The sequence below is a fragment of the Christiangramia sediminis genome, from assembly GCF_020552705.1.
Classification (GTDB): domain Bacteria; phylum Bacteroidota; class Bacteroidia; order Flavobacteriales; family Flavobacteriaceae; genus Christiangramia; species Christiangramia sediminis.
Window position 1 is genome coordinate 618,655 of sequence record NZ_JAJBZG010000002.1, and the last position, 21,732, is coordinate 640,386.

The 21,732-nt window shown below is 36.3% G+C and carries 21 protein-coding genes; 13 read left to right on the forward strand and 8 right to left on the reverse strand.

What is annotated here, in order from left to right; genetic code table 11:
* Window positions 1-2: 2 nt before the first annotated feature.
* From LGQ90_RS07200 to LGQ90_RS07215, 4 genes are all read right to left on the reverse strand, one after another.
* Window positions 3-755, reverse strand: coding sequence for an ABC transporter ATP-binding protein (locus tag LGQ90_RS07200; protein WP_229339624.1), 753 nt, complete (start codon window positions 753-755; stop codon window positions 3-5).
* On the reverse strand, window positions 755-1,531 hold the full coding sequence (locus LGQ90_RS07205; RefSeq protein ID WP_229339626.1) for an MlaE family ABC transporter permease: 777 nt from the start codon (window positions 1,529-1,531) through the stop codon (window positions 755-757). Before LGQ90_RS07205 ends, LGQ90_RS07200 begins: the two co-directional genes overlap by 1 nt.
* 302 nt (window positions 1,532-1,833) lie before the next feature.
* Window positions 1,834-2,946 (reverse strand): leishmanolysin-related zinc metalloendopeptidase, encoded by a 1,113-nt coding sequence (locus tag LGQ90_RS07210; RefSeq protein WP_229339628.1) that lies wholly within the window; start codon window positions 2,944-2,946, stop codon window positions 1,834-1,836.
* A gap of 173 nt (window positions 2,947-3,119) precedes the next feature.
* Window positions 3,120-3,998, reverse strand: coding sequence for a DUF808 domain-containing protein (locus LGQ90_RS07215; protein ID WP_229339630.1), 879 nt, complete (start codon window positions 3,996-3,998; stop codon window positions 3,120-3,122).
* 185 nt (window positions 3,999-4,183) lie between these two features.
* Between LGQ90_RS07215 and LGQ90_RS07220 the strand changes: the two genes are divergently transcribed.
* The 4 genes from LGQ90_RS07220 (at window position 4,184) to LGQ90_RS07235 (ending at window position 8,404) form a co-directional block, all read left to right on the forward strand.
* Window positions 4,184-5,242 (forward strand): NAD-dependent epimerase/dehydratase family protein, encoded by a 1,059-nt coding sequence (locus tag LGQ90_RS07220; protein WP_229339632.1) that lies wholly within the window; start codon window positions 4,184-4,186, stop codon window positions 5,240-5,242.
* Window positions 5,243-5,266: 24 nt separating this feature from the next.
* On the forward strand, window positions 5,267-5,893 hold the full coding sequence (locus LGQ90_RS07225) for an SGNH/GDSL hydrolase family protein (protein WP_229339634.1): 627 nt from the start codon (window positions 5,267-5,269) through the stop codon (window positions 5,891-5,893).
* A gap of 78 nt (window positions 5,894-5,971) precedes the next feature.
* Window positions 5,972-6,835 carry a hypothetical protein gene (locus LGQ90_RS07230; RefSeq protein WP_229339636.1) on the forward strand — a complete coding sequence of 288 codons (864 nt, stop codon included), beginning with the start codon at window positions 5,972-5,974 and terminating at the stop codon, window positions 6,833-6,835.
* A 141-nt stretch (window positions 6,836-6,976) separates the two neighbouring features.
* Window positions 6,977-8,404, forward strand: coding sequence for an exonuclease domain-containing protein (locus LGQ90_RS07235; protein WP_229339638.1), 1,428 nt, complete (start codon window positions 6,977-6,979; stop codon window positions 8,402-8,404).
* 8 nt (window positions 8,405-8,412) lie between these two features.
* On the opposite strand, the gene LGQ90_RS07240 is transcribed toward LGQ90_RS07235, so the two are convergent.
* Window positions 8,413-9,723 carry a DEAD/DEAH box helicase gene (locus LGQ90_RS07240; protein WP_229339640.1) on the reverse strand — a complete coding sequence of 437 codons (1,311 nt, stop codon included), beginning with the start codon at window positions 9,721-9,723 and terminating at the stop codon, window positions 8,413-8,415.
* A 243-nt stretch (window positions 9,724-9,966) separates the two neighbouring features.
* On the opposite strand from LGQ90_RS07240, the gene LGQ90_RS07245 reads away from it, so the two are divergent.
* From LGQ90_RS07245 to LGQ90_RS07270, 6 genes are all read left to right on the forward strand, one after another.
* The gene (locus tag LGQ90_RS07245; protein WP_229339642.1) at window positions 9,967-10,485 is read left to right on the forward strand and encodes a hypothetical protein; all 519 of its coding nucleotides are present in this window, start codon (window positions 9,967-9,969) and stop codon (window positions 10,483-10,485) included.
* Window positions 10,486-10,543: 58 nt separating this feature from the next.
* The gene (gene rlmF, locus LGQ90_RS07250) at window positions 10,544-11,398 is read left to right on the forward strand and encodes a 23S rRNA (adenine(1618)-N(6))-methyltransferase RlmF (protein WP_229340063.1); all 855 of its coding nucleotides are present in this window, start codon (window positions 10,544-10,546) and stop codon (window positions 11,396-11,398) included.
* 66 nt (window positions 11,399-11,464) lie between these two features.
* Entirely contained in the window at window positions 11,465-12,595 is a 1,131-nt protein-coding gene (locus tag LGQ90_RS07255) for a helix-turn-helix transcriptional regulator (protein WP_229339643.1), read from the forward strand.
* 82 nt (window positions 12,596-12,677) lie between these two features.
* Window positions 12,678-14,213 carry an alanine/glycine:cation symporter family protein gene (locus LGQ90_RS07260; RefSeq protein WP_229339645.1) on the forward strand — a complete coding sequence of 512 codons (1,536 nt, stop codon included), beginning with the start codon at window positions 12,678-12,680 and terminating at the stop codon, window positions 14,211-14,213.
* A 330-nt stretch (window positions 14,214-14,543) separates the two neighbouring features.
* Window positions 14,544-15,134 (forward strand): HD domain-containing protein, encoded by a 591-nt coding sequence (locus LGQ90_RS07265; protein ID WP_229339647.1) that lies wholly within the window; start codon window positions 14,544-14,546, stop codon window positions 15,132-15,134.
* A gap of 280 nt (window positions 15,135-15,414) precedes the next feature.
* Window positions 15,415-17,238, forward strand: coding sequence for a sodium:solute symporter family protein (locus LGQ90_RS07270; RefSeq protein ID WP_229339648.1), 1,824 nt, complete (start codon window positions 15,415-15,417; stop codon window positions 17,236-17,238).
* 54 nt (window positions 17,239-17,292) lie between these two features.
* On the opposite strand, the gene LGQ90_RS07275 is transcribed toward LGQ90_RS07270, so the two are convergent.
* From LGQ90_RS07275 to LGQ90_RS07285, 3 genes are all read right to left on the reverse strand, one after another.
* A complete protein-coding gene (locus LGQ90_RS07275) occupies window positions 17,293-17,982 on the reverse strand; it encodes a porin family protein (RefSeq protein WP_229339650.1) in 690 nt (229 codons plus the stop codon).
* 166 nt (window positions 17,983-18,148) lie between these two features.
* Window positions 18,149-19,354, reverse strand: a complete 1,206-nt coding sequence (locus tag LGQ90_RS07280; RefSeq protein ID WP_229339653.1) for a S8 family peptidase — start codon at window positions 19,352-19,354, stop codon at window positions 18,149-18,151.
* Window positions 19,355-19,513: 159 nt separating this feature from the next.
* Complete coding sequence (locus LGQ90_RS07285) at window positions 19,514-19,825, reverse strand: rhodanese-like domain-containing protein (RefSeq protein ID WP_229339655.1); 312 nt, start codon at window positions 19,823-19,825, stop codon at window positions 19,514-19,516.
* Window positions 19,826-19,974: 149 nt separating this feature from the next.
* Between LGQ90_RS07285 and LGQ90_RS07290 the strand changes: the two genes are divergently transcribed.
* Genes LGQ90_RS07290 through LGQ90_RS07300 form a run of 3 tightly spaced genes read left to right on the forward strand, consistent with a single transcriptional unit; the run spans window position 19,975 to window position 21,645 of the window.
* Window positions 19,975-20,427, forward strand: a complete 453-nt coding sequence (locus tag LGQ90_RS07290) for a MarR family winged helix-turn-helix transcriptional regulator (protein ID WP_229339656.1) — start codon at window positions 19,975-19,977, stop codon at window positions 20,425-20,427.
* Window positions 20,411-21,064 (forward strand): NAD(P)H-dependent oxidoreductase, encoded by a 654-nt coding sequence (locus LGQ90_RS07295; protein ID WP_229339659.1) that lies wholly within the window; start codon window positions 20,411-20,413, stop codon window positions 21,062-21,064. Before LGQ90_RS07290 ends, LGQ90_RS07295 begins: the two co-directional genes overlap by 17 nt.
* 11 nt (window positions 21,065-21,075) lie before the next feature.
* A complete protein-coding gene (locus tag LGQ90_RS07300; RefSeq protein ID WP_229339661.1) occupies window positions 21,076-21,645 on the forward strand; it encodes a YceI family protein in 570 nt (189 codons plus the stop codon).
* The last annotated feature ends 87 nt before the right edge of the window (window positions 21,646-21,732 follow it).

Consider the following 21,732-nt stretch of genomic DNA (forward strand, 5'->3'; position numbering starts at 1 on the left):
CTTTAATTTTTAAAAAAGGCCTGTACTTTTGGATCTTTAGAATTTGATAGCTCTTCAAAAGTTCCCTGCATATAATTGATACCATCCACCAGGAGAATCATTCGGTTGGAGATCACCCTGGCACAATCCACATCATGAGTTATTATCAAAGAAGAGGTATTATAGGTATGTTGGATGTTTCTCATTAATTCTATGATCTCTTTAGATGTAATGGGATCGAGTCCTGTGGTTGGCTCATCATACAAGATAATTTCCGGTTTGAGTATAAGAGCACGGGCCAGCGCCACTCTTCTTTGCATCCCTCCAGATAATTCTGAAGGCATTAGATCTATCGTATGTTCCAGACCTACATTTCTTAAAGCTTCCTGAACCAGACTTTCAGTACTTTCATTTAGCTTAAGTTTTTTCTTGTGCCTTCTAAGTGGAAATTCAAGATTTTCACGAACCGTCATGGAATCATACAAAGCGCTACCCTGAAATAAAAAACCAATATGGGTTCTCAATAAATCTAATTCGGCCCGACCCAGAACTTCAATATCCTGGTCTTTAATCCTTATGATTCCGCTATCAGCTTGTAAAAGACCTACCAGACATTTTATCATCACAGACTTTCCTGAACCAGATTTTCCCATTACTACAAGATTTTCACCTTCAAAAAGCTTCAGATTAAATCCGTTCAAAACAGCATTCCCGGCAAAAGATTTTTTCAGATCTTTAATCTCCAGGATAGGTTCTATGTTCTTTAGATCTTCCATTAGCCATAAAATATATCTGCTGCAAAAACAGCAATAAAATCTATTACGAATAGAAGCATAGAAGTATAGACTACAGCCGCATTAGAGGCTTCCCCCACTCCCACTGTGCCTTTAGAACAATAATAACCTTTATAACATCCTACCAGACCTATGGCAAAACCAAAAAAGAAAGATTTTATGGTAGCGGGTATCACATCTGCAAAAGTAAGTGCATCAAATACCTGATTGAAATAAAGCAGAAATGAAACTTCTCCTTTTAAATTCTCTATGATCGCGGAACCAAAAAGTGCAATAGCATCCCCAATGAGTATTAATAGAGGCAACATTAATGTTGTTGCTACAATTCTGGTTACCACCAGATATTTAAACGGGTTGGTGCCTGAAACTTCCATGGCGTCAATTTGTTCGGTAACTCTCATAGAACCGAGTTCTGCACCAATTCCTGAACCTATCCTGCCGGCACAAATAAGCGCGATGATCACAGGGCCAATTTCTCTAACAATGGAAATACTAACCATAGATGGCATCCAGGATTCTGCTCCGAATTCCATAAGAGTAGGCCTGGACTGTAGCGTAAAAACCAAACCAAGGATGAATCCCGTTACACTTACAAGCAATAGTGAGCGGTTACCCATATTATAACATTGGCGTAACAGCTCCCGGAATTCAAATGGAGATTTAAATACTTCAATAAAAAAGCGACCGGCAAAATAAGCCATATCCCCTACTTCAGCAAAAAAACTTTTGACATTACCCCATATGGTATTGGAATCCATGATTCATAATGAATTGATTTTAAGTTAAATATACAGTATTCGTGTGCTGTAATTAATGACATTCATCAGATTAATCTCTAATAAGGAACAAATTCATTGAAAGACTATGGAAAAAGCTTTTTAATGCTTTAAAAAAACTCATAATTATTGCCTTCTCAGATCTTTAATTTTTATTGTGAAGAATTATTATAATTAGAATCAAATTCGAAGATATTTAAAATAAAAAAGCCCGATCGCATTATGTAATGAATCGGACTTTTAAATTTTGACCATACTTTCAATATCAGAAAGTCTGGTAATTTCTATTTATCTACAACTTCTCCAATTGGAGCAAGAAGAATCTCGCTATCAGCAATATTTAATCCTTCACTGCCATCAGCATTCATAGCATCAAGTTCACTGATATCCACTCCAGGAGTACCTTTAGCTAAATCGTACTGTTCACCAACAGTAGCAGCTCCATATCCTAGATCTTTCATAGATCCAGCTGTAATACGGCTTAGAGGATTCTCTCCCAGGTTGATAAATCCGGTCATCAGTTCGTTACGCAATAAAGATTCTCTCCAGTGTCCCCCGGCAGTACCTGGACCACCTATATTTTCTATAGGAAGTTCAAATTCTCCACCTTCAGCATTCCAAAATACATTTGCCATTTCTCCTGTGAAATAAGGATTGCTCGCAGGTCCCTGGCTTAACATTTTACCTCCAGAATTCCATAATGTACCTACTCCTAATACGTGTCCCATTTCGTGAACAATCACATCCTCAAATAGGTCTAATTCATCTAAAAATGCTAGGTCCTCTACATCAAATCGCATCACTCCGCTAAAAGGCAAACGGTTACTGGTACGTACAAATCTAGGTCCTGCAGAACCCAGAACTTTTCCAGGTCCATCAATTGGCGTTAAAGCTACTTCAATTACCACATCATCAATAGCAGCGTCGGCATTTACAGCTGGAAATCCTACAAATGCTGAAGGAAGAGCAAATCCTGCCACATCTGCCTGAGGAAAGGAAGACTCATCTTTTATAATAATTCGCTCCCATCTCGCTGCGGCTGCTTCAAATACTTCTCTCTGTCTATCTGTTACTGGTACTAAATATTTTAAAGAAATATTGAATCGCCCGCGATCTACACCTGGAGCTTCGGTCGCTCTTTTATTAAATTCGTCGCTGGACAGCTTAGATTTTGGATCAATTCTAATCATTCCGTTTTCGGGAGTAAACAACTCAAACTCTTGCTTTGCACTTGTATCCATATCTGACTGAACTGAATCTACAGAATCTTCAGAACAGGAAACTAGCAGCATTGAACTTATAGCTACCGTAAATAAACCTTTATACAACCTTTTACCAGGTTGAGTGAAAGATTCTAGTAATCCGGAAGTTTCCGGAGACTTGAAAAAATTTCTCATATAATTTTATTTGTTTAAAACTGACTCTCACCAGTTATTTTGAATTTTGACGGAAATTAGAATAAATAAGATGAAATCATAAAATTATATTCTTAATTAACAATTGTTCAGGAGAACTTATTAACGGAAAACAGAAAAAAAAGAGAAATTAATATTAGTAAACTCAAAGATTCTCAGTTTTTAAAAACTGCCTTCCAGGCTTTTTTAAGTAAGCCTACTATTGGAAGAATAACGAATCCTACCACCAATCCCACCAGAAACTCTCCTACAATAGAAGGTAAACTATGCACCAGCTCATGTATAAAATGAAGATTATGAACAAAGATGCCTCCGGATACAAGTATTAATGCAATAGTCCCTATGATACTTAAAGATTTTATTATCCAGGGAAGTGAATTGACCAGAAAGTGACCCATTTTATCTGAAAAACTATTCTCCTGTTCGTTCATATTAATAAGCTTTACCCCAAATTCATCCATTCTTACAATTAAGGCAACAATACCGTATACGCCAACGGTTGCTACAATTGCAATTATGGATACTACTATAATTTGATTTAAAAGCTCTGCCTGTTCCACAGTACTTAAGGCAATAATTACTATTTCAACAGATAAAATAAAATCAACTAAGATTGCAGATTTAATTTTATCTTTTTCATGTTTCAGCATTTCTTCCTTTGAAAGGTCCTGCAAATCGTGAACATCTTCTTTTTCTTTATGAGGAACGATCCATTCATAAATTTTATGAGCCCCTTCATAGCCTAAATATAAACCTCCAATAATCAATATGATTTTAATAGCAACTGGGACAAATGCACTGAGCAGAAAGGCAACAGGTAGTATTATTAGTTTATTAATGAAAGAGCCTTTAGTAATTTCCCAGAGAACAGGGATTTCTCTTTTAGAAAGAAAACCGGAAGCCTTTTCGGCATTTACTGCCAGATCGTCCCCCAGTAGGCCGGCAGTTTTTTTACCCGCCACCTTACTCATTACTGCTACATCATCCATAAGTGTAGCGATATCATCCAAAAGTGCAAAAAATCCTGAAGCCATAAATCCCTGGTTAGTTTAGAGGGTGAATTTCCGTTTTTTTAGCCTAAACGAAAAATAAATAGTTCTTTCTTAACTTAAATCAGGATAATAAAGTAAAATGAATCTTGATTTCATCACAATATGTTCTGAATAAGGAATAAAAGCCTACATTATAGCTTAGAATTGAACCCAACATAAAATTTTTCATGGCAATTATAGATAATACAAAACCAGTACTGGTAACCGGAGCGACGGGATATGTTGCAGGATGGTTAGTAAAAAGACTTTTAGAAGAAGGATTTACTGTTCACGCGGCAGTTCGCGATCCAGATAATGAGGAAAAAGTTCATCATTTAAATGGAATTGCCAAAAATACTACAGGATCAATAAAATATTTTAAATCTGATCTTTTAAATGAGGGTTCGTATGCAGATGCTATGAAAAATTGTGAATTAGTTTTTCATACAGCATCGCCATTTACTTCAGAATTTGACGATCCTCAAAAAGAATTAATAGAGCCGGCAGTGAAAGGCACTGCTAATGTTTTGAAGCAGGCAAATAAAACCCAGGGCGTAAAAAGAGTAGTTTTAACAAGTAGTTGTGCGGCCATCTATACTGATGCTATCGAAGTTAAAGAGACACCCAATAATATACTTACCGAAGAAATCTGGAATAATACTGCCTCTTTAGATTATCAGCCGTATTCCTATTCCAAAACCCTGGCAGAAAAGAAGGCGTGGGAGATCAGCAAAGAGCAGCAGCAGTGGGATCTGGTTACTATTAATCCCTCTTTAGTAATGGGACCGCCCTTAAATCCCAATGCCACTACTTCTAAAAGTTTTAGTTTATTAAAACAATTGGGCGATGGAACATTTAAAATGGGAGCGCCAAAATTGGGAGTTGGACTGGTAGATGTTCGTGATGTGGCTGAAGCACATTTCCAGGCTGGATTCACCCCAGCAGCAAAGGGCAGGTATATCACTTCTGGGCATAACACCAATTTTGTTGAATTAGGAAAAACTTTAGAACCTAAGTTTGGTGATAAGTATCCTGTACCTACGAAACCGCTTCCTAAATGGTTATTATTCCTCATTGGACCTTATGTGAATAAAAATTTATCCAGAAAATTCATTCGAAATAATGTAAATGTAACATGGAAAGCAGATAATTCGAAGATTAAAAATGATCTGAAAATAAACTTCAGACCATTACAGGAAACAATGGAGGATTCTTTTCAGGTTTTAATTGATAATGATATTATTTAGAAAACATTTATTCCCTGTTTAAAAATGAGAAACTTACGAGTTGTTCTGTTGTTAACGGCATTCTTGATTTTCGGAATTTCCTTTTCCCAGAACTCAGAAATAAAAATACTGTTTATTGGAAATAGTCTGACCTATACCAATGACCTACCAAAACTTGTTGAAAATACTGCTGTAAAAAAAGGTATTCATCTAAATACCGAAATGATCGCTCATCCCAATTATGCTTTAATAGATCACTGGAGAGATGGGAAGGTTCAGAAATTAATCTCCGGTAATAATTTTGACCTGGTGATTATTCAGCAGGGCCCGTCATCACAGAAATTTGGCAGGGATATATTAATTGAATACGGAAAAAAATTCAGTGAACTTTGTAAAAACAATAAAACCCGCCTTGCTTATTTTATGGTGTGGCCTTCCTTAACCTATTACCATACTTTTGATGAGGCCATAAAAAATCACAAAGAAGCCGCTAAAATCAATAATGCTCTTCTATTTCCGGTGGGAGAAGTTTGGAAAAAACATTTTGAGGCTACGGGAGATTTCGATTATTATTCCGCTGATGGATTTCATCCCTCAAAAAAAGGCAGTAAGCTAGCTGCGAAAATTATCGTGGAAGAATTACAGAAATTAAAAATTTCTGGTGAGATTTGAGGAAGTAACACTCCATAAAATAAGTTACTTTAACCGGTTTATAATAAAAAAAACCGTTTCCTAAATTGCAGCAAAGATATGAGTAAAATTCAGGTTGGCTTTTTAATGTCTTATGATTACGAATTACTTAAAAAATCAATTCCCCCTGTATATTCAAAAGCAGACTCCATTTTCATCGCATTAGACAAAGATCATAAAACCTGGTCTGGAAAGACAATCGAAATCGATCCTTCTTTTTTCACCTGGCTTGAAAATTTTGATACCGATAAAAAGATCACTATTTACAAGGATTTTTTTTATGACGCTTCCTTAAATCCCATGGAAAATGAAGTACGGGAACGTAAAATGCTTGGTCAAAAAATGGGAATTGGGAATTGGCTCATTCAGATAGACAGTGACGAGTATTTTGTAAATTTCAAGAACTTCGTAAAAGACTTGAGAAATAATGATCATTATCTGAAACGGCCTGAAAAAAATCAGGTTCAAATTGCTGGGTTCTTCATCAATTTATATAAATATGTGGAAGGTGGAATTCTATATGTAGATGAGTCCAGAAATCAAAAATTTGCCACTAATTATCCCAGCTATCAAACCGGAAGGAATACGCGCAAAAGGGTTATTTATACCAACAATCTTGTGCTCCATGAATGCCTGTCCAGGACTGAGGCAGAGATCAAAACCAAATTTGAAAACTGGGGACATTCACATCAGGTGAATTTCAAAAGCTTTATAACTAAATGGCGTAAACTTGATCATACCAATTATAAAGACTACCAAAACTTTTTTTATTTAGAACCGGAAAAATGGAAAAATTTGGATTTTGTAAAAGGGAATAGTATTTCTGAAATTTCAGATAACCTTGAATATAAATCCTTAATGCCCTCTCCCTTATTCTTATGGAAGAAGAATTTTGGCCAGTGGTTTAAATTTCTTTTCAAATAATTTCTAAAAATTTTCTCGGTGAAAAAATCGAGTCTACATGAAAAACACCAATACCACTACGCATTAAGACTAATTCTAAAGTAATTATAGGATTATTTCCTATCATTTGGATATTTTCCATTTATGCAGTAATTTTCCCGCATGAAAGATGTGAAGTTCGCCATTACTGATATCGAGACCACCGGCAATGGGATCAAAGGAAACAGGATCACCGAAATTTGTGTGATCGTGGTACAGAATGGAAAAGTGATAGATGAATATTCATCTCTGGTAAATCCCAGCCAGGCAATTCCGCTTTATATTGAAAGTCTTACGGGAATCAATGATGAAATGCTTTGCAACGCTCCCCAGTTTTCAGAAATAGCCGACGAAGTTGATAGGATCACCCAGGATTGTGTCTTTGTAGCTCATAATGTGAACTTTGATTATAATATTGTTCGGGCTGAATTTGCCTCTTTAGACCGGGATTTTAAAAGAAAAAGGCTTTGTACCGTTAGGCTCACTAAGAAACTGATCCCCGGCTTGTTTTCTTATAGTTTAGGAAATATTTGTACTTCTATAAATATCCCCCATCTGGACAGACACAGGGCAAAAGGAGATTGCGATGCTACAGTAACCCTGTTCCACAGATGCCTATCCCTGGATCCGGAATTCGAGGTAATTAATCAGCTACTAAATCAGAAAACAGCGGCTTCTTATTTACCTCCAAATTTTAAAAGTTCAGATTTTGAAAAACTGCCTACCTCAACGGGGGTTTATTTTTTTAAGGATAAAGACGGAAGGCCTATATACATTGGAAAAGCGAAAAATATAAAGAGCAGGATAAAATCCCATTTTCAGGAAAGATCCAATCGAAAATATAAATTGATGCAGGAAACCTATAGCATCGATTATGAGCTTACGGGAAATGAACTGCTTGCCTTATTAAGAGAATCGGAACTAATCCTGAAGTATTTTCCTAAATTCAACAAAGCACAGAAAAAAGTTTCACGCCCCTACACCCTTACCTCCTATCATAATCAAAAAGGTATCGAACAATTCGCTTTACATAAAAATAAAATAGCGCCGGTAAGCTGGATGAAATTTTATACCCGGGAAGAAGCGATAAAATTTATGGAATTTCTTTGCGAGGAGTTTGAACTTTGTCCAAAATATTGCGGATTACAGGCCGGGGTAAAAGTTTGCAATCATTATAAGATCAAGAATTGCAGCGGTGTTTGTCAGCATGAAATTAGCATAGATGAATATAATGCCCGGGTAGCAAAAGCTGTTGATTATATTGCCAAATATGATGATTCATGTCTTGTGCTCGAAAATGGACGAACCAAAGAAGAAAAATCTTTTATTTATCTGAATAAAGGAAAATATGCAGGTTATGGATATATAGGGCCTTCAGATGATTTTAACCACCCTGAAGAATTTAAAAATTTTCTAACCCCTTCTAAAACTTCCAGTTATGCTGACAGGATCGTGAGCAGATACTTAAACACCAAAAAGAATCTTTCAAAGATCGCTCTGAACAAAGAGAACGAAGAAGAATCAATTGAAAACGAAATATGGTTCGGTTAACCTGGATTCTAAACCAATCTTATTCTTACTTTTTTCTTTTTCAACCTGGAATTGTCTAAATTTTTAATAATATCGTCTGCTTTTGCAGCGGCTACAGATACAAAGCTGCAATCCTGTTTTAATTCGATAGTTCCCAGTTCATCTTTATCAAGCTTGCCCTGTTTGAAAAACAGGCCCGCAATGTCTCCTTTCGATATTTTATCTTTTCGCCCTCCGGAAATAAAAAGGGTTTTCCACTCGGTTTCCTTTTTAATAGCATTAGATTCCAGTTTTTGAACTGCAGATTCCCGAATAAATTCTGGTAATGCTTCTTTCTCCCATTTCAGAACATAGGCCGTACCTTTTACTTCCATTCGGGCAGTTCTGCCGTTTCTATGAGTGAATTCTGCTTCTTTTAACGGAAGCTGGTAATGAATAATGAAATTAAGTTCAGGAATATCGATTCCCCTGGCGGCAAGATCTGTGGCAATAATGATTCGGTGGGTTCCATTTCTGAACTTTATCAAGGCTCTTTCCCGATCCTGTTGCTCCATTCCGCCGTGAAAAGTCCCATGCGGAATATTTTTTTCTGAAAGAAATTCGCTAACCCGCTGGATACTATCCTTAAAATTGCAAAAGATTATACCCGGTTTATTGCCAATATGGCCTAGTAGATCCAAAAGACTTTCCAGTTTATCCCGGTTCTTTGAATTGACCGTTTTTACTTTAAGAAGTGGTTTTTCTTTAGAGAGATAATTGATCTTTTTAGCATCTTTCATGCCCACAAAACGAGGAATTTCCACATTCTGCGTAGCCGAAGTCAAAATACGTCTTTCGATATTGGGCAAAAGCTCAAAGATCTCAGACATTTCTTCTTCAAATCCTATTTCCAGCGATTTATCAAATTCGTCCAGAACAATAGTTTTGATAGCTGCTGAAGAAAAAGTTTCCCTGCGCAAATGATCTGCGAGTCTCCCGGGAGTGCCAATAATTATAGCTGGTGGATGTTTTAACTCGATCCTGTCCCTGGCCGATGATCTGCCTCCATAAACGGCATTCGCTTTAAAACCGGTTCCCATTTCACGAATTACTTGCTCTATTTGGATCGCCAGTTCGCGCGATGGCACCAGTATCATTGCCTGAACTTCTCTAATTTCAGCATCCAATTCATTAAGAACTGGTAAAAGAAAGGCGAGTGTTTTCCCGGTTCCGGTAGGTGATAACAAAATAGTATTGTTAGTTGAGCCTATCGCTGCACCCGCTTCTTTTTGCATCGGGTTGAGCTTTGATATCCTCAGTTTTTTAAGAATCTCTTCTTCAGATTTAATGTTATTGGCCATGTCGCAAAAGTACACCTAAATTGTAGAGTTTATATAATCTTCTATCAGGATGAAAATTATAACCTCTAAAACTTTTATTTGAATCCAAAACACAATAAAAATGATTTTCCAGTTACAAGGCTATTCAATTATTCCTTAAATTTATAGGAGGTTGCTTTAAAGAATTCAAAAGCAACCACTTATCTCGCCCTATTAATTATTTCTCCAGAGAAAATAGCCTATTCGTTCATTAAAATAAATATGATGAGAAAGGCATTATTAATATTTTTCGTTTGTTTGAATACATTTTTCTGCCGAAGTCAGGAACAGGAAAAGTTCAATATTACAGGTGGAATTGGAATTCCTGAATTGATAAATCTTGGAGGACGCTTTCAATTTAACCAAACCGAATTAGGTTTTAGTGTGGGTACATTCCCTGAGAAAGATGAAGATATCATTTCCTTACAGGCAAATCTTCTTTACCATTTTGCAGGTGCTTCCAGTTTATCTCCCAGGCGCCCCTGGTATTTGCGAGGAGGCTTAACTTATAGCAGGTCTGAAACTGAGTTTGAATTAGGGAAGTATTTCTTTTTGGATTTAAGAATTGGAAGAGATTTTAATTTCTCAGAGAAGTTTGGAATACAAATAGACCTAGGTGGATTGTATATCATTTCAGAAAATATAAAAGAAAAAAAACCACAAGAGAATTACTGGTTCTGGGATATTGATTTAGAATACAACATCATACCAATAATAGGCATTACTTTCTTTTACAGAATTTGATAAGAATATTAAATAAGTTTGAAAAAATCTACCTTTGAGCCAATTCCAAATTCAGAAAATGCACTCGAATAATATTCATCAAGCTCCTTATAATTTTGATGCCTTAACCAAATCTAATCCAGATCTCTCAAATTATGTATTTCTGAATAAATATGGTACAGAAACTATAAATTTCGCCTATCCGGATGCGGTACTTCAGCTAAATAAAGCTTTGCTGAAATTTCATTATGAGGTTGACAACTGGAATATTCCGAAGAACTATCTGTGTCCGCCTATTCCCGGAAGAGCAGATTATATTCATCATCTTTATGACCTGCTATCAGAAGAAAATATAAAAGGAAAAATCAGGGGGATCGATATTGGTGTGGGCGCCAATGCTATTTATCCCATTCTTGCCAGTAGAATTTACGGCTGGAAAATGCTGGGAACAGATATTGAAGAAAAATCGGTAGAAGCTGCAAAAGCGAATATTCAGGCCAATCAAAATCTTTCAGAAAATATTGCAATAAGACATCAAAAAGACCGCGGAAGCATTTTTAAAGGAATGATCAAAGAAGGGGAGTATTATCATTTCAGTATGTGTAATCCTCCTTTTCATGCTTCAGAAAAAGAAGCGAATAAAGCAGCTTTCAGAAAATTAAAGAATCTTGGTATAAAGACAGCAGAATTAAATTTTGGCGGACAGGCAAACGAATTATGGTGCAACGGTGGTGAAGCCCTGTTCATTAAACGAATGATAAGAGAAAGTGTCTTGTTCAAAACTCAGGTAGGCTGGTTTACAAGCCTGGTCTCTAAAAAAGAAAAATTAGCCGGGATCTATAAGCAGCTGAAAAAATTAAATGCTGATTTTAAACCTATTGAGATGGGTCAGGGAAATAAGATCAGCAGAATTATAGCCTGGAGATTTCAATAAATGGCTTTTATATTTTCTGAAATATATAATATCTAAATTTCTATATCTTAGTAAAAATAGAAATTTATGCTCTCAACCATTGAATTTACAATTACGGCGATCGTATGCACCATTACTGCCATTGTGATTCAACGAATTTTCATAAAGGAAAAATTAAGGGGGACAACAAAAAAATCTATTCAGGGTATCAAATGGTTTGGTCTGGCAATTTTTGCCTGGGGTATTGGGGCAATCCTGAATCTCATCTTTACAGAAGTTTTGAATCTAAAAGTTACTCACCAAATTGTGATCTATACAGGAGTGATCATTTCCCTGGCGAATTCTCTATTTATCTTACTTTCTCTACCATCCATAGAACATTCAAAAAATCGAAGTTTTATAGTCAAACTTGTAAAAAGATTCGGAACCAAAGAATTTATAGGACTGTATTGCGGGGTAATGGCGATGATATCTGTTGTGTTTATTGCGGCTTCTTATAACAACACCGGGGTAAGTAATAATTTTATCTGGATTATAGATATTCCGGTTTCAATCTTTGTGGCTTTATCTCTTTTATACGAATTGAATAGCGCTTTTACTTCACGAAAAATGAAGTTTATGCTGTTAGCAACCTTTTCGCTTTTTGGGCTCATCTTAATTGCGGTTAGCCATCGTATAATTCCCCAGGATCGTGCGCTGGAACTTTTAGATCAGCAGTTCTGGGCAATGACAGGAAGTATCACAGCGATTTCATTCAAATTTCTTTTCATTCTATTGTTTTCAATTTTACTCTACAGCTGGAAATTCCTTTCTGAAAAAGAACATCATGAATCTCTTGCCGAAAAATTGAATACAGAAAATTTAGAATTGAAAGCAAAGTTAGATCGAATGGAACTTTCCAATGAAAGTCATTTAGATACCATCAGAAACATGAAAAATGAGTTGTCTGTATTGAAAGAAAATCAAAAAGTCAGTTTTTCAGATCGACAGAAAGAAGTCCTGGGGAATCTGGCTTATTTTGGGGCTGACAATTCATATTCAGACATTGCAAATGCCATGAATATAAGTCTGGAAGGTTTTCAAACCCATATCTACCAGATCAAAAAACTTCTTAATATTAGTGGTAGCGGCGGAAAAGAACAATTAATAGCTTTCGCCAAAGAGAATGGTTTTATCTCTTTTGCAACTCCTCATGACGATACTCAAACACATGCTTAAGCATTCAATTTAAAATAAAACAGCAGTACTTAAGCTTTACTTACGAAGGTTTTTAGATCAACTTGTCTCGAAATCTTCAACTATGTACATGCTATTATTAAATGCTTCTCAAAATTTAGATGAGACGATTAATAACTATTTTAAAAATGCGACGACCTGGTTTATCGATGGCGTTTTTGCAGAAATTCCTTTAACCCAGAATGTGGGAATTCCCTGGGTATTAATAGTCCTTATTCTTGGAGCTCTTTATTTTACTATCTATTTCAGATTTGTGAATATCAGGGAATTCTTTACCGCAATAAAAGTTGTGCGTGGAAATTATGAACATCTGGAAAATCCCAATCCGAAGGAAAGTATAGTTAAAATTAAAGAAGATGAATCTGAACCTGTAAAAGTTGAAGGAGATGGTGAAGTAACCCATTTTCAGGCCTTAACCGCGGCTATTTCAGCAACAGTAGGTTTGGGAAATATTGCCGGTGTGGCGATTGCCCTGGGAATTGGTGGGCCGGGCGCAACTTTCTGGATGATTCTAATTGGTCTTTTAGGGATGTCTTCAAAATTTGTGGAATGTACCCTTGGGGTAAAATATCGTGAAGTAAATTCTGAAGGAACCATTTTTGGCGGACCTATGTACTATTTAAAGAAAGGACTGCAAGAGAAAGGGCTTCAAAAACTAGGGAAAATCCTCGCAATAATTTTTGCAGTGATGTGTATCGGCGGAAGTTTTGGCGGCGGAAATATGTTCCAGGTAAACCAGGCTTTTAAACTCTTTGAACATGTAACCGGAGGCACTGAAAGTATCCTTTATGAACGAGGGTGGATATTCGGGCTTATCATGGCCATGCTCGTTGGAATCGTAATTATAGGCGGGATTCGTAAAATAGCGAAGGTGACAGATAAGATCGTGCCCTTTATGGTGGTTACGTATATTCTGGCTGTGCTCATTATTCTAGGTATGAACTACCAGCAAATACCCAATGCATTTCAGTCTATTTGGAATGGCGCATTTAATCCTGAAGGGGTTATTGGTGGTTTTGTCGGGGTTTTGATTCAGGGATTCAAAAGAGCGGCATTTAGTAATGAAGCAGGAATAGGAAGTGCTTCCATTGCTCATAGTGCTGTAAAAACAAAATACCCAGCCAGTGAGGGCTTAGTGGCATTGTTAGAGCCATTTATTGATACGGTCGTAGTTTGTACCATGACAGCGCTTGTTCTTATCATCACGAATGTAATTACCCCCAATATGACCTTAAGCGACGAAGAAGGAGTATTATTAACGGCTCAGGCTTTGGAAAGCGGGATCTCATGGTTTCCTTATTTATTATCCTTTGCAGTGATCTTATTTGCATTTTCCAGCATGATCTCCTGGTCTTATTACGGTTACCAGGCCTGGAGTTATCTCTTCGGAAGAGGAAGAAAAACAGAATACGCATATAAACTCTTATTCTGTATTTTCACTGTAATAGGTGCAGCTGCAACTCTGGGCGCTGTAACAGATTTTAGTGATGCGATGATTTTCTCCATGTTAGTTCCCAACATGATCGGATTATTTATTCTATCACCAAAAGTAGCTGAAGAATTGAAACGCTACCGTAAACTAATAAAATCACAAAAATGAATACAGTCAATAATTTATAGGAAAGCGTCATTGAGCAATTACTGTCTGAATTATATTTAATTGGTTCAATTTTTTTAAAAGGAGATAGACATTGGGGAGTCTATCTCCTTCTTTGTTTAAAGCCTTTATTATTCAAAATCAAATTTTTGAAGTATATTGGTATGAACCTGCGGATCAAATTCTGAATTTGGGATCGCAAATTATTCGGTATGAGTGCACCTGATACTATCAAACGGAAAAACCGCTTCCTTCTCTGTTCTCTAACTATCCGTTATTCCACTTTTGTTGAGGCCTTTATGCAGAAATTATTGCCGGTAAAAATATATAAGAATGAGCAAATCTGATATTTTCAATAATGTTTATGAACGCCTTGAAAACAATCTTCCGGGCTCTCTTTCTTATCATGATGCTGAACACACAAAATCAGTTGTTGAGAAGTCTGTCTATCTTGCGGAAAAGGAAGATCTAAGCGCATCTGAAATTGAAATTATCAAGGTAGCAGCACTCTATCACGATGCCGGTTTTATGCTGGGAAGGGATGAGCATGAGGATAAAAGTTGCAAGCTGGCCACCAAAGAATTACCTGCCTATAATTATTCTAAGGAACAGATAAAGACCATTTGCGGAATGATCAATGCCACCAGAATCCCTCAGAAAACCCATAATATATATGAAGATATTGTAGCAGATGCGGATCTATTCTATCTGGGAACTGAAACTTATGATTATTATTCGAATAAATTATACCTGGAAATAAAACACTCCCGGCCTGATATATCTGAAAAAGATTGGCTTAAGATTCAGCTTGATTTTCTCCAGTCCCATAAGTTTCATACTAAATATGGAATTGAAATACTTGCACCCGTAAAAAAGAAACACCTGAAAAAGTTAATAAAAAGATGGGCAAAACTACAAAGCTGATCAATCTTTTACTCCCATTTTTAAGGGATTACTCTGTATTGGATAATAAGAAAAATATCGATAACTTTAAAAATCAAAGTTTTGGTTATCGAGTAAGTATATAGCATAGGTGATATTTTTAAACCTTATTCTTTAACTAACCAACTCAAGAAAAGGGATGACATACGTTATCCCTTTCTCATTTTAGATAAATTTCATTCAGTTTTTTATTTTACATACCTTAAAATATCAGAATTATTTTCGTTATTGAGTCTCCAAATTCTCTTGCATCCATATAACTATGATAGATTTAGCTATAATCGATTATATCCTGATTTTTTCCTTTTTTGCAATTAGCCTTGGTGTTGGATTTTACGTATCAAAAAAATCTGGTAAAAGTTCTAAAGAATATTTTTTATCAGGAAAGACGATGCCCTGGTGGCTTTTGGGAGTATCCATGGTTGCCACTACATTTTCTACAGACACCCCAAATTTAGTAACCGATATTGTTAGAAATAATGGGGTTTCCGGAAACTGGGTCTGGTGGGCATTCTTACTGACCGGCCTGCTTACGGTTTTTATATACGCGAAACTTTGGAGAAAATCCAATGTAGATACAGATATTGAATTCTATGAATTGAGATATGGAGGAAAACCTGCTAAATTCTTAAGGGCTTTTAGAGCAATCTATCTTGGGGTGATATTCAATGTTCTGGCGATGGCAGCTGTAACACTGGCAGCAATTAAGATAGGCCAGGTAATGCTGGGATTATCAGCTCTTGAAACCATAGGGCTGGCTGGTATTGTTACGGTAATATTCAGCACAATGGGAGGATTCAAAGGAGTTGTTTATACTGATTTTATTCTATTTTTTACCGCCATTATTGGAGGTGTTGGTGCAGCGTATTACTGCGTTAATCTTCCGGAAGTGGGCGGGCTACAAAATCTTTTAGTTCATGAGAATGTTGTAGGAAAATTAAGTATTCTCCCTGATTTTAGTAATACTGAAGCAATAATAACTCTTCTCATCATTCCCCTGGCTGTTCAATGGTGGAGTGCCTGGTATCCCGGAGCAGAACCTGGAGGTGGCGGTTATGTTGCCCAGCGAATGTTAGCCGCAAAGAATGAGAATCATGCTATAGGTGCTACTTTCTTTTTTAATGTTTTACATTATGCCTTACGGCCCTGGCCATGGATTTTGGTGGCTTTAACCTCCCTGGTGGTTTATCCTGATATTGCAAGTATTCAGGAAGCATTTCCTAATGTGAGTCAGGACAAATTGGGTCATGATCTGGCCTATTCTGCCATGCTTACAAAATTACCGTCGGGACTACTAGGCCTTGTAATTGCATCCTTGGTCGCGGCTTATATGTCTACAATTTCAACGCATTTAAATTGGGGCTCATCCTATATTGTGAATGATTTCTATTCCAGATATATTAAAAAATCTGCTTCTGAAAAAGAGCTCGTAAATGTCGGGAGAATAAGTACTGTTCTTCTTATGATCGTGAGTGCAACCCTGGCCTTAATCCTACAAAATGCGCTTCAGTTATTCAATATCATTCTAATGTTTGGAGCAGGAACCGGACTTATTTTTCTGCTTAGATGGTTCTGGTGGCGCATTAATGCCTGGAGTGAAATCACTGCTATGCTGGTATCGGGTATAATCTCCATCCTGTTCAATTTTACAGGTCTTGGGGTTTGGGCGTTTGGAGGAATTGATACGGAAACAAATCTGGAAGTTCTAGGCATCCTTCCTGGTTGGGCAACCTACCCGGTAATTGTACTTATAACCACTATTTCATGGCTTACAGTTACATATTTCACAAGACCAGAAAAACTCTCCACACTAACTACTTTCTATCATAAGACACAGCCGGGAGGGCCGGGATGGAAAAAGGTTCTTGAGCAGTCTAATGAAAAATTTGAGAAGAAGGAATGGAATGTTCCCTCTGGAATTCTTGCTACAATTCTGGGATGTTTTACTATTTACGGAGCATTATTTGGTACGGGGTATTGGATCTATGGAAAATATTTGAAAGCAACTATAATAACGATAATAGTAATAATTTTATCATTTATCCTCCGGAAACTATGGTTTAGAATTAAATCGGATATATTTTAAATAAAAAATGCTCCTGAATCGGAGCATTTTTTTATTTAATCTAATAGAATATTACTAGAAGTAACATCCACCTTTTCTTCTTCCTGGGTTAGCTGCACTATCAAATATCTTAAAGCTGATACTTAGAAGTATTTGGTTTAGTCGGGAATCATCAAAATTCGCTGTATTGATTCCATATCCTTCTGCTCCCCCATTCACAATATTGATTATATAAGGCTCTTTTGAAGCTAAAGTACGATCATATCTTAAATCTAATTCAAATCTCCCAAAAGCAGCTTTGATTCCAGCCTGGGCCGCTAAAGGGCTATTTTGAACAATTACAGGTTGATCAGGCTCATTTCCTTCTAAGCTGGCATCCAAAATCTTTTGGTAGGCAGGACCAGCATAAACATCAACAGGTCCCCATACATTATATCCTAATAGCAAGGGTACACTTATTTTATCTACTGCATAGGTAGAAGGTTGGGTTGGAAATTGAAACTCAGTTTCCATGGCACTATAAATTACTTCCGGACGTATCAGGAATTTATTGAATCTAACTTCAAAAAATCCTCCGCCATGGTATTTGAATTGAGAGTCTGCTTCAACAGTCCCCCCGAAATCGGTACCACCTCCTGTTCTACCAGTAATCTGGCCTCCCATAATGTAGCTGGGACCACCTTTAATTCCAAAGCTAAACTCCTGAGCATTAGTAGCTGAAAAGCATAGCAAACCGATAATAAATAGATAAAGTGCTTTATTCATAATCATAGTATAATTCGCGGACAATCGGGGTTAAATATATCAATTTAATAGACTAATCAAATAATTGAACCTATGTTTTTAACGTAAATAAATTCATTTCAGTATTCTTAAATAAAAAAAGCACCATGAATCATGGTGCTTTTATAAAATTTAGTTCTGAGATTTATTAGTGAACGATAATAGAATCTGGATTCCCATCAGGATCATTATTCACTGTGCCTTCGGTGGTGAAGTTTCCTAATAGAATTACTCCAGCGGCATGAGGTGCCGCCATTGAAGTACCGCTAATAGTATTATAACCACCATCTTTCCATGTAGATTTTATTGCCACACCAGGTGCTGCAAAATCCACAGGTGGATTGCCAAAATTGGAAAATGACGCCCAATTATCGCTAGAATCCATAGCAGATATTGTATAAATATTTGATCCATTAACTCTCGCAGGAGAATGATTATTAGCATCATCGCTTTCATTACCTGCAGCAAGAACGAATTTAATACCATTAGCAGAAGCAGCCTTAACAGCATCGTCTACCGCCTGAGAAACAGGACCTCCTAAAGACATGTTAGCCACATCTCCAGAACTTCCATTTGCACCAACGAAATCTATTCCTGCTATTACGCCAGAATAAGACCCACTACCTCTGCTGTCCAGAACCTTTACCGGAATTACACTAGCTCCAGCGGCTACACCAACAACGCCAACTTCATTATCCAGAGCTGCAATTGTACCAGCTACGTGAGAACCATGGCCATTTCCATCATCCAGTGATTTTCCATCTTTTCCAGAAGTAAAAGCATTAAATCCACGCGATGCATCTACATTAAGATCTTCATGATCTAAATCTATTCCAGTATCTACTACCCAGGCTACATTAGAACCTGTATAAGATACACCCCCGTTAACACGAGTAATACCATAAGGTACTTCTTCACCTGTGCTAGTATCATCACCGCCACCGGCCCATGATGGGGGAGCATACGTTATAAATTTATCCTCCTCGACGTATGCTATCTCTTCTCTGTTTCTTAGAGCTTCTGCTCCTTCAGGGCTTAATTTTAATGCTGCACCACTTAAGGTTTTACTATACACATTTAAAATTTCACCTTTTAAACCTGTATCAGCCATAAGTTTTAAAGTTTGTGACTTCAGGTTCTCTTGAGATTTCTCATAACTTAATTTCGCATTTTCTGCGCTACGGGAAAAGTCTTTTTTATAAACCACGATGTACTGTCCAGGGATTACCTTTGCACTTGAGGGTGCAATCATTTCAGCTTCCTGGGTTTGAACCTCTGAATCTTGATTACAAGACATTAAAAAAGTAGCAGTTAAAGCTGCCACTCCTAAAATTTTTAGTTTTTTTACTTTCATAAAAATGTAAGTTTAGGGTTAAAATTTGGTTAATTTGAGGTTTAAATGTACATTTTAGCAGACGAAATGCAAATTTTTTTAAGATTATATAGAAAAAAGCCAAAAAAAATAGCTATTATAACAATAGCTATTCATTTCCTTACCGGTAAATTAAATAATTTACTCAGCCGTATCCCCTTCCCATTCTGAAAAACCTCCCAGAAGGTTATAAGTTTCTCTAAAACCCATCTGATCAAGAAGTGTACATGCCTGTGAGCTTCTTTTTCCAGAACGACAATAAATATAATAGTGCTTGGATTTGTCTAATTTCTCCACTTCATTTATAAATCCCTGTCCTTTGTAAATATCAATATTTTTGGAATTCGGAATATATCCTTCTTCTACTTCTTCTTCTGTACGGACATCAAGAATTACAGAATCCTTATCGTTTTTTAATTGCTTCTGCCATTCTTCCTGACTTAATTCTTTCATAGTAGTTAAGTTTATAATTGGTTTTGTAAAGATAATCTATTTTTTTGCCTGAGAAATTCGAAAAAGCCTCTCAGGAAAATTTAACAGAACATTAAAATTTTCAAATATAAATAATACTATATTTGTACATACAAATGTTGTTGATACAAATGAAAATTGAAGACTTACTAAAAACAAAAGATACCATGCAGCCATCTAAAAAGCTGGCGCTTAATTTAATTGTTACCGCTAACTATATAAGTGATAAAGTTCAGGAAGCAATTAAACCTTTTGGAATTAGTTCTCAGCAATTTAATGTTCTTAGAATCTTACGAGGACAGAAAGGCAAACCGGCTAACCTTTCCACCATCCAGGAAAGGATGGTTACTAAAATGAGTAATACCACAAGATTGGTAGATAAATTAGTAGAAAAAGGTTTAAGTGAAAGGATTATTTGTCCTTCTAATCGCAGGAAAATAGAAATTAGAATTACAGAGAAAGGTCTTCTATTGCTAAAGGAATTAGATCCTATTATTGAAAATGTTGAAAACAGCTTTGCAGAAAAATTAAATGAAAAAGAAATAGAAATACTAAACACGAAATTAAATGAGCTTAGAAATTAATACTAAAAGCACTTATAACGAAGATCTTAACTGGCGTTATGCTACTAAGAAATTCGATTCAGAAAAAGAAATAAGTCAGCAGGATCTCAATACACTATTAGAAAGTATTCAATTAACTGCTTCTTCTTACGGTCTTCAGCCTTATGAAGTAATTGTAGTAAAAGATCAGGAGAAGAGAGAAAAGTTAAAAGCTGCTGCCTGGAATCAAACGCAAATAACAGATGCCTCTTACCTATTGGTTTTCGCAAATTTAAAATCTGTGAGTGAGAAATACGTAGATACTTATCTAAATAATATTGCTGAAACTCGTAACCTAAAAAGAGAAGATTTGAAAGGGATGGAAGATATGATCAAGAACACGACCCTTCAACTTTCTGAACAGGATCAAAATGACTGGGCGGCTAAGCAAGCTTATATTGCCTTAGGAAATTTATTATCTGCCGCAGCTAATTTAAAAATTGATACCTGCCCAATGGAAGGCTTTGATGCCGGAAAATTTGATGAAATCTTAGGCCTGAAAAATAAGAACTTAACTACCGCGGTGATTGCACCTATAGGCTATAGAAGTGAAGAAGATCAATATCAGCATCTAGCAAAAGTGAGAAAATCAAAATCAGACTTAATAGAAATAATTTAAAATTGAAAATCATGAAAAATAGAATTCTAAAAGGCGGAATTGCCGCAGTAATTGTTTTAACAACTTTAGCATTTACAGATAATAAGAAAGAAGTAGATGTAGAGGCTAGTTCAGTTGAATGGACTGGTGAAAAAGTAACCGGGTCCCATAATGGAACTATAAATCTTGAGAGCGGACATCTAATGATGGAAGATGACAAGATCGTAGGTGGTGAATTTGTTATGGATATGAGTACAATCACGGTGACAGATCTTACCGGTGAGAATAAAGGAAAATTAGAAGGTCACTTGAAATCTGAAGATTTCTTTGGTGTTGAGAAACATCCAACAGCTAAACTTGTTATTACCAGCGCAGCAGCAAAAGGAAACGGTAAGTATGGTATCGTGGGAGATCTTACGATCAAGAATGAAACTCACCCCATTACTTTTGATCTGGAAATGAATAGAGATTCTGCTTCTACACAATTAACGATAGACAGATCTAAATATAATGTAAGATACGGTTCTGGAAGTTTCTTCGACAATCTGGGAGATAAGACTATATATGATAATTTTGAACTTGATGTAAACCTTAAGTTCTAAAATTGAAAATCCTGGAACCCTACGTCCGGGATTTTTATTTGGAAAAATGTTTGTTTTGAAAAATTTCATCTCTATCTTTGAGGTCAT

Excerpts from the sequence above, each read along its gene's own strand:
- LGQ90_RS07200 (WP_229339624.1), bottom strand. The coding sequence starts at position 755 with ATGGAAGATCTAAAGAACATAGAACCTATCCTGGAGATTAAAGATCTG.
- LGQ90_RS07205 (WP_229339626.1), bottom strand. The coding sequence starts at position 1,531 with ATGGATTCCAATACCATATGGGGTAATGTCAAAAGTTTTTTTGCTGAA.
- LGQ90_RS07210 (WP_229339628.1), bottom strand. The coding sequence starts at position 2,946 with ATGAGAAATTTTTTCAAGTCTCCGGAAACTTCCGGATTACTAGAATCT.
- LGQ90_RS07215 (WP_229339630.1), bottom strand. The coding sequence starts at position 3,998 with ATGGCTTCAGGATTTTTTGCACTTTTGGATGATATCGCTACACTTATG.
- LGQ90_RS07220 (WP_229339632.1), top strand. The coding sequence starts at position 4,184 with ATGGCAATTATAGATAATACAAAACCAGTACTGGTAACCGGAGCGACG.
- LGQ90_RS07225 (WP_229339634.1), top strand. The coding sequence starts at position 5,267 with ATGAGAAACTTACGAGTTGTTCTGTTGTTAACGGCATTCTTGATTTTC.
- LGQ90_RS07230 (WP_229339636.1), top strand. The coding sequence starts at position 5,972 with ATGAGTAAAATTCAGGTTGGCTTTTTAATGTCTTATGATTACGAATTA.
- LGQ90_RS07235 (WP_229339638.1), top strand. The coding sequence starts at position 6,977 with ATGAAAGATGTGAAGTTCGCCATTACTGATATCGAGACCACCGGCAAT.
- LGQ90_RS07240 (WP_229339640.1), bottom strand. The coding sequence starts at position 9,723 with ATGGCCAATAACATTAAATCTGAAGAAGAGATTCTTAAAAAACTGAGG.
- LGQ90_RS07245 (WP_229339642.1), top strand. The coding sequence starts at position 9,967 with ATGAGAAAGGCATTATTAATATTTTTCGTTTGTTTGAATACATTTTTC.
- rlmF (WP_229340063.1), top strand. The coding sequence starts at position 10,544 with ATGCACTCGAATAATATTCATCAAGCTCCTTATAATTTTGATGCCTTA.
- LGQ90_RS07255 (WP_229339643.1), top strand. The coding sequence starts at position 11,465 with ATGCTCTCAACCATTGAATTTACAATTACGGCGATCGTATGCACCATT.
- LGQ90_RS07260 (WP_229339645.1), top strand. The coding sequence starts at position 12,678 with ATGTACATGCTATTATTAAATGCTTCTCAAAATTTAGATGAGACGATT.
- LGQ90_RS07265 (WP_229339647.1), top strand. The coding sequence starts at position 14,544 with ATGAGCAAATCTGATATTTTCAATAATGTTTATGAACGCCTTGAAAAC.
- LGQ90_RS07270 (WP_229339648.1), top strand. The coding sequence starts at position 15,415 with ATGATAGATTTAGCTATAATCGATTATATCCTGATTTTTTCCTTTTTT.
- LGQ90_RS07275 (WP_229339650.1), bottom strand. The coding sequence starts at position 17,982 with ATGAATAAAGCACTTTATCTATTTATTATCGGTTTGCTATGCTTTTCA.
- LGQ90_RS07280 (WP_229339653.1), bottom strand. The coding sequence starts at position 19,354 with ATGAAAGTAAAAAAACTAAAAATTTTAGGAGTGGCAGCTTTAACTGCT.
- LGQ90_RS07285 (WP_229339655.1), bottom strand. The coding sequence starts at position 19,825 with ATGAAAGAATTAAGTCAGGAAGAATGGCAGAAGCAATTAAAAAACGAT.
- LGQ90_RS07290 (WP_229339656.1), top strand. The coding sequence starts at position 19,975 with ATGAAAATTGAAGACTTACTAAAAACAAAAGATACCATGCAGCCATCT.
- LGQ90_RS07295 (WP_229339659.1), top strand. The coding sequence starts at position 20,411 with ATGAGCTTAGAAATTAATACTAAAAGCACTTATAACGAAGATCTTAAC.
- LGQ90_RS07300 (WP_229339661.1), top strand. The coding sequence starts at position 21,076 with ATGAAAAATAGAATTCTAAAAGGCGGAATTGCCGCAGTAATTGTTTTA.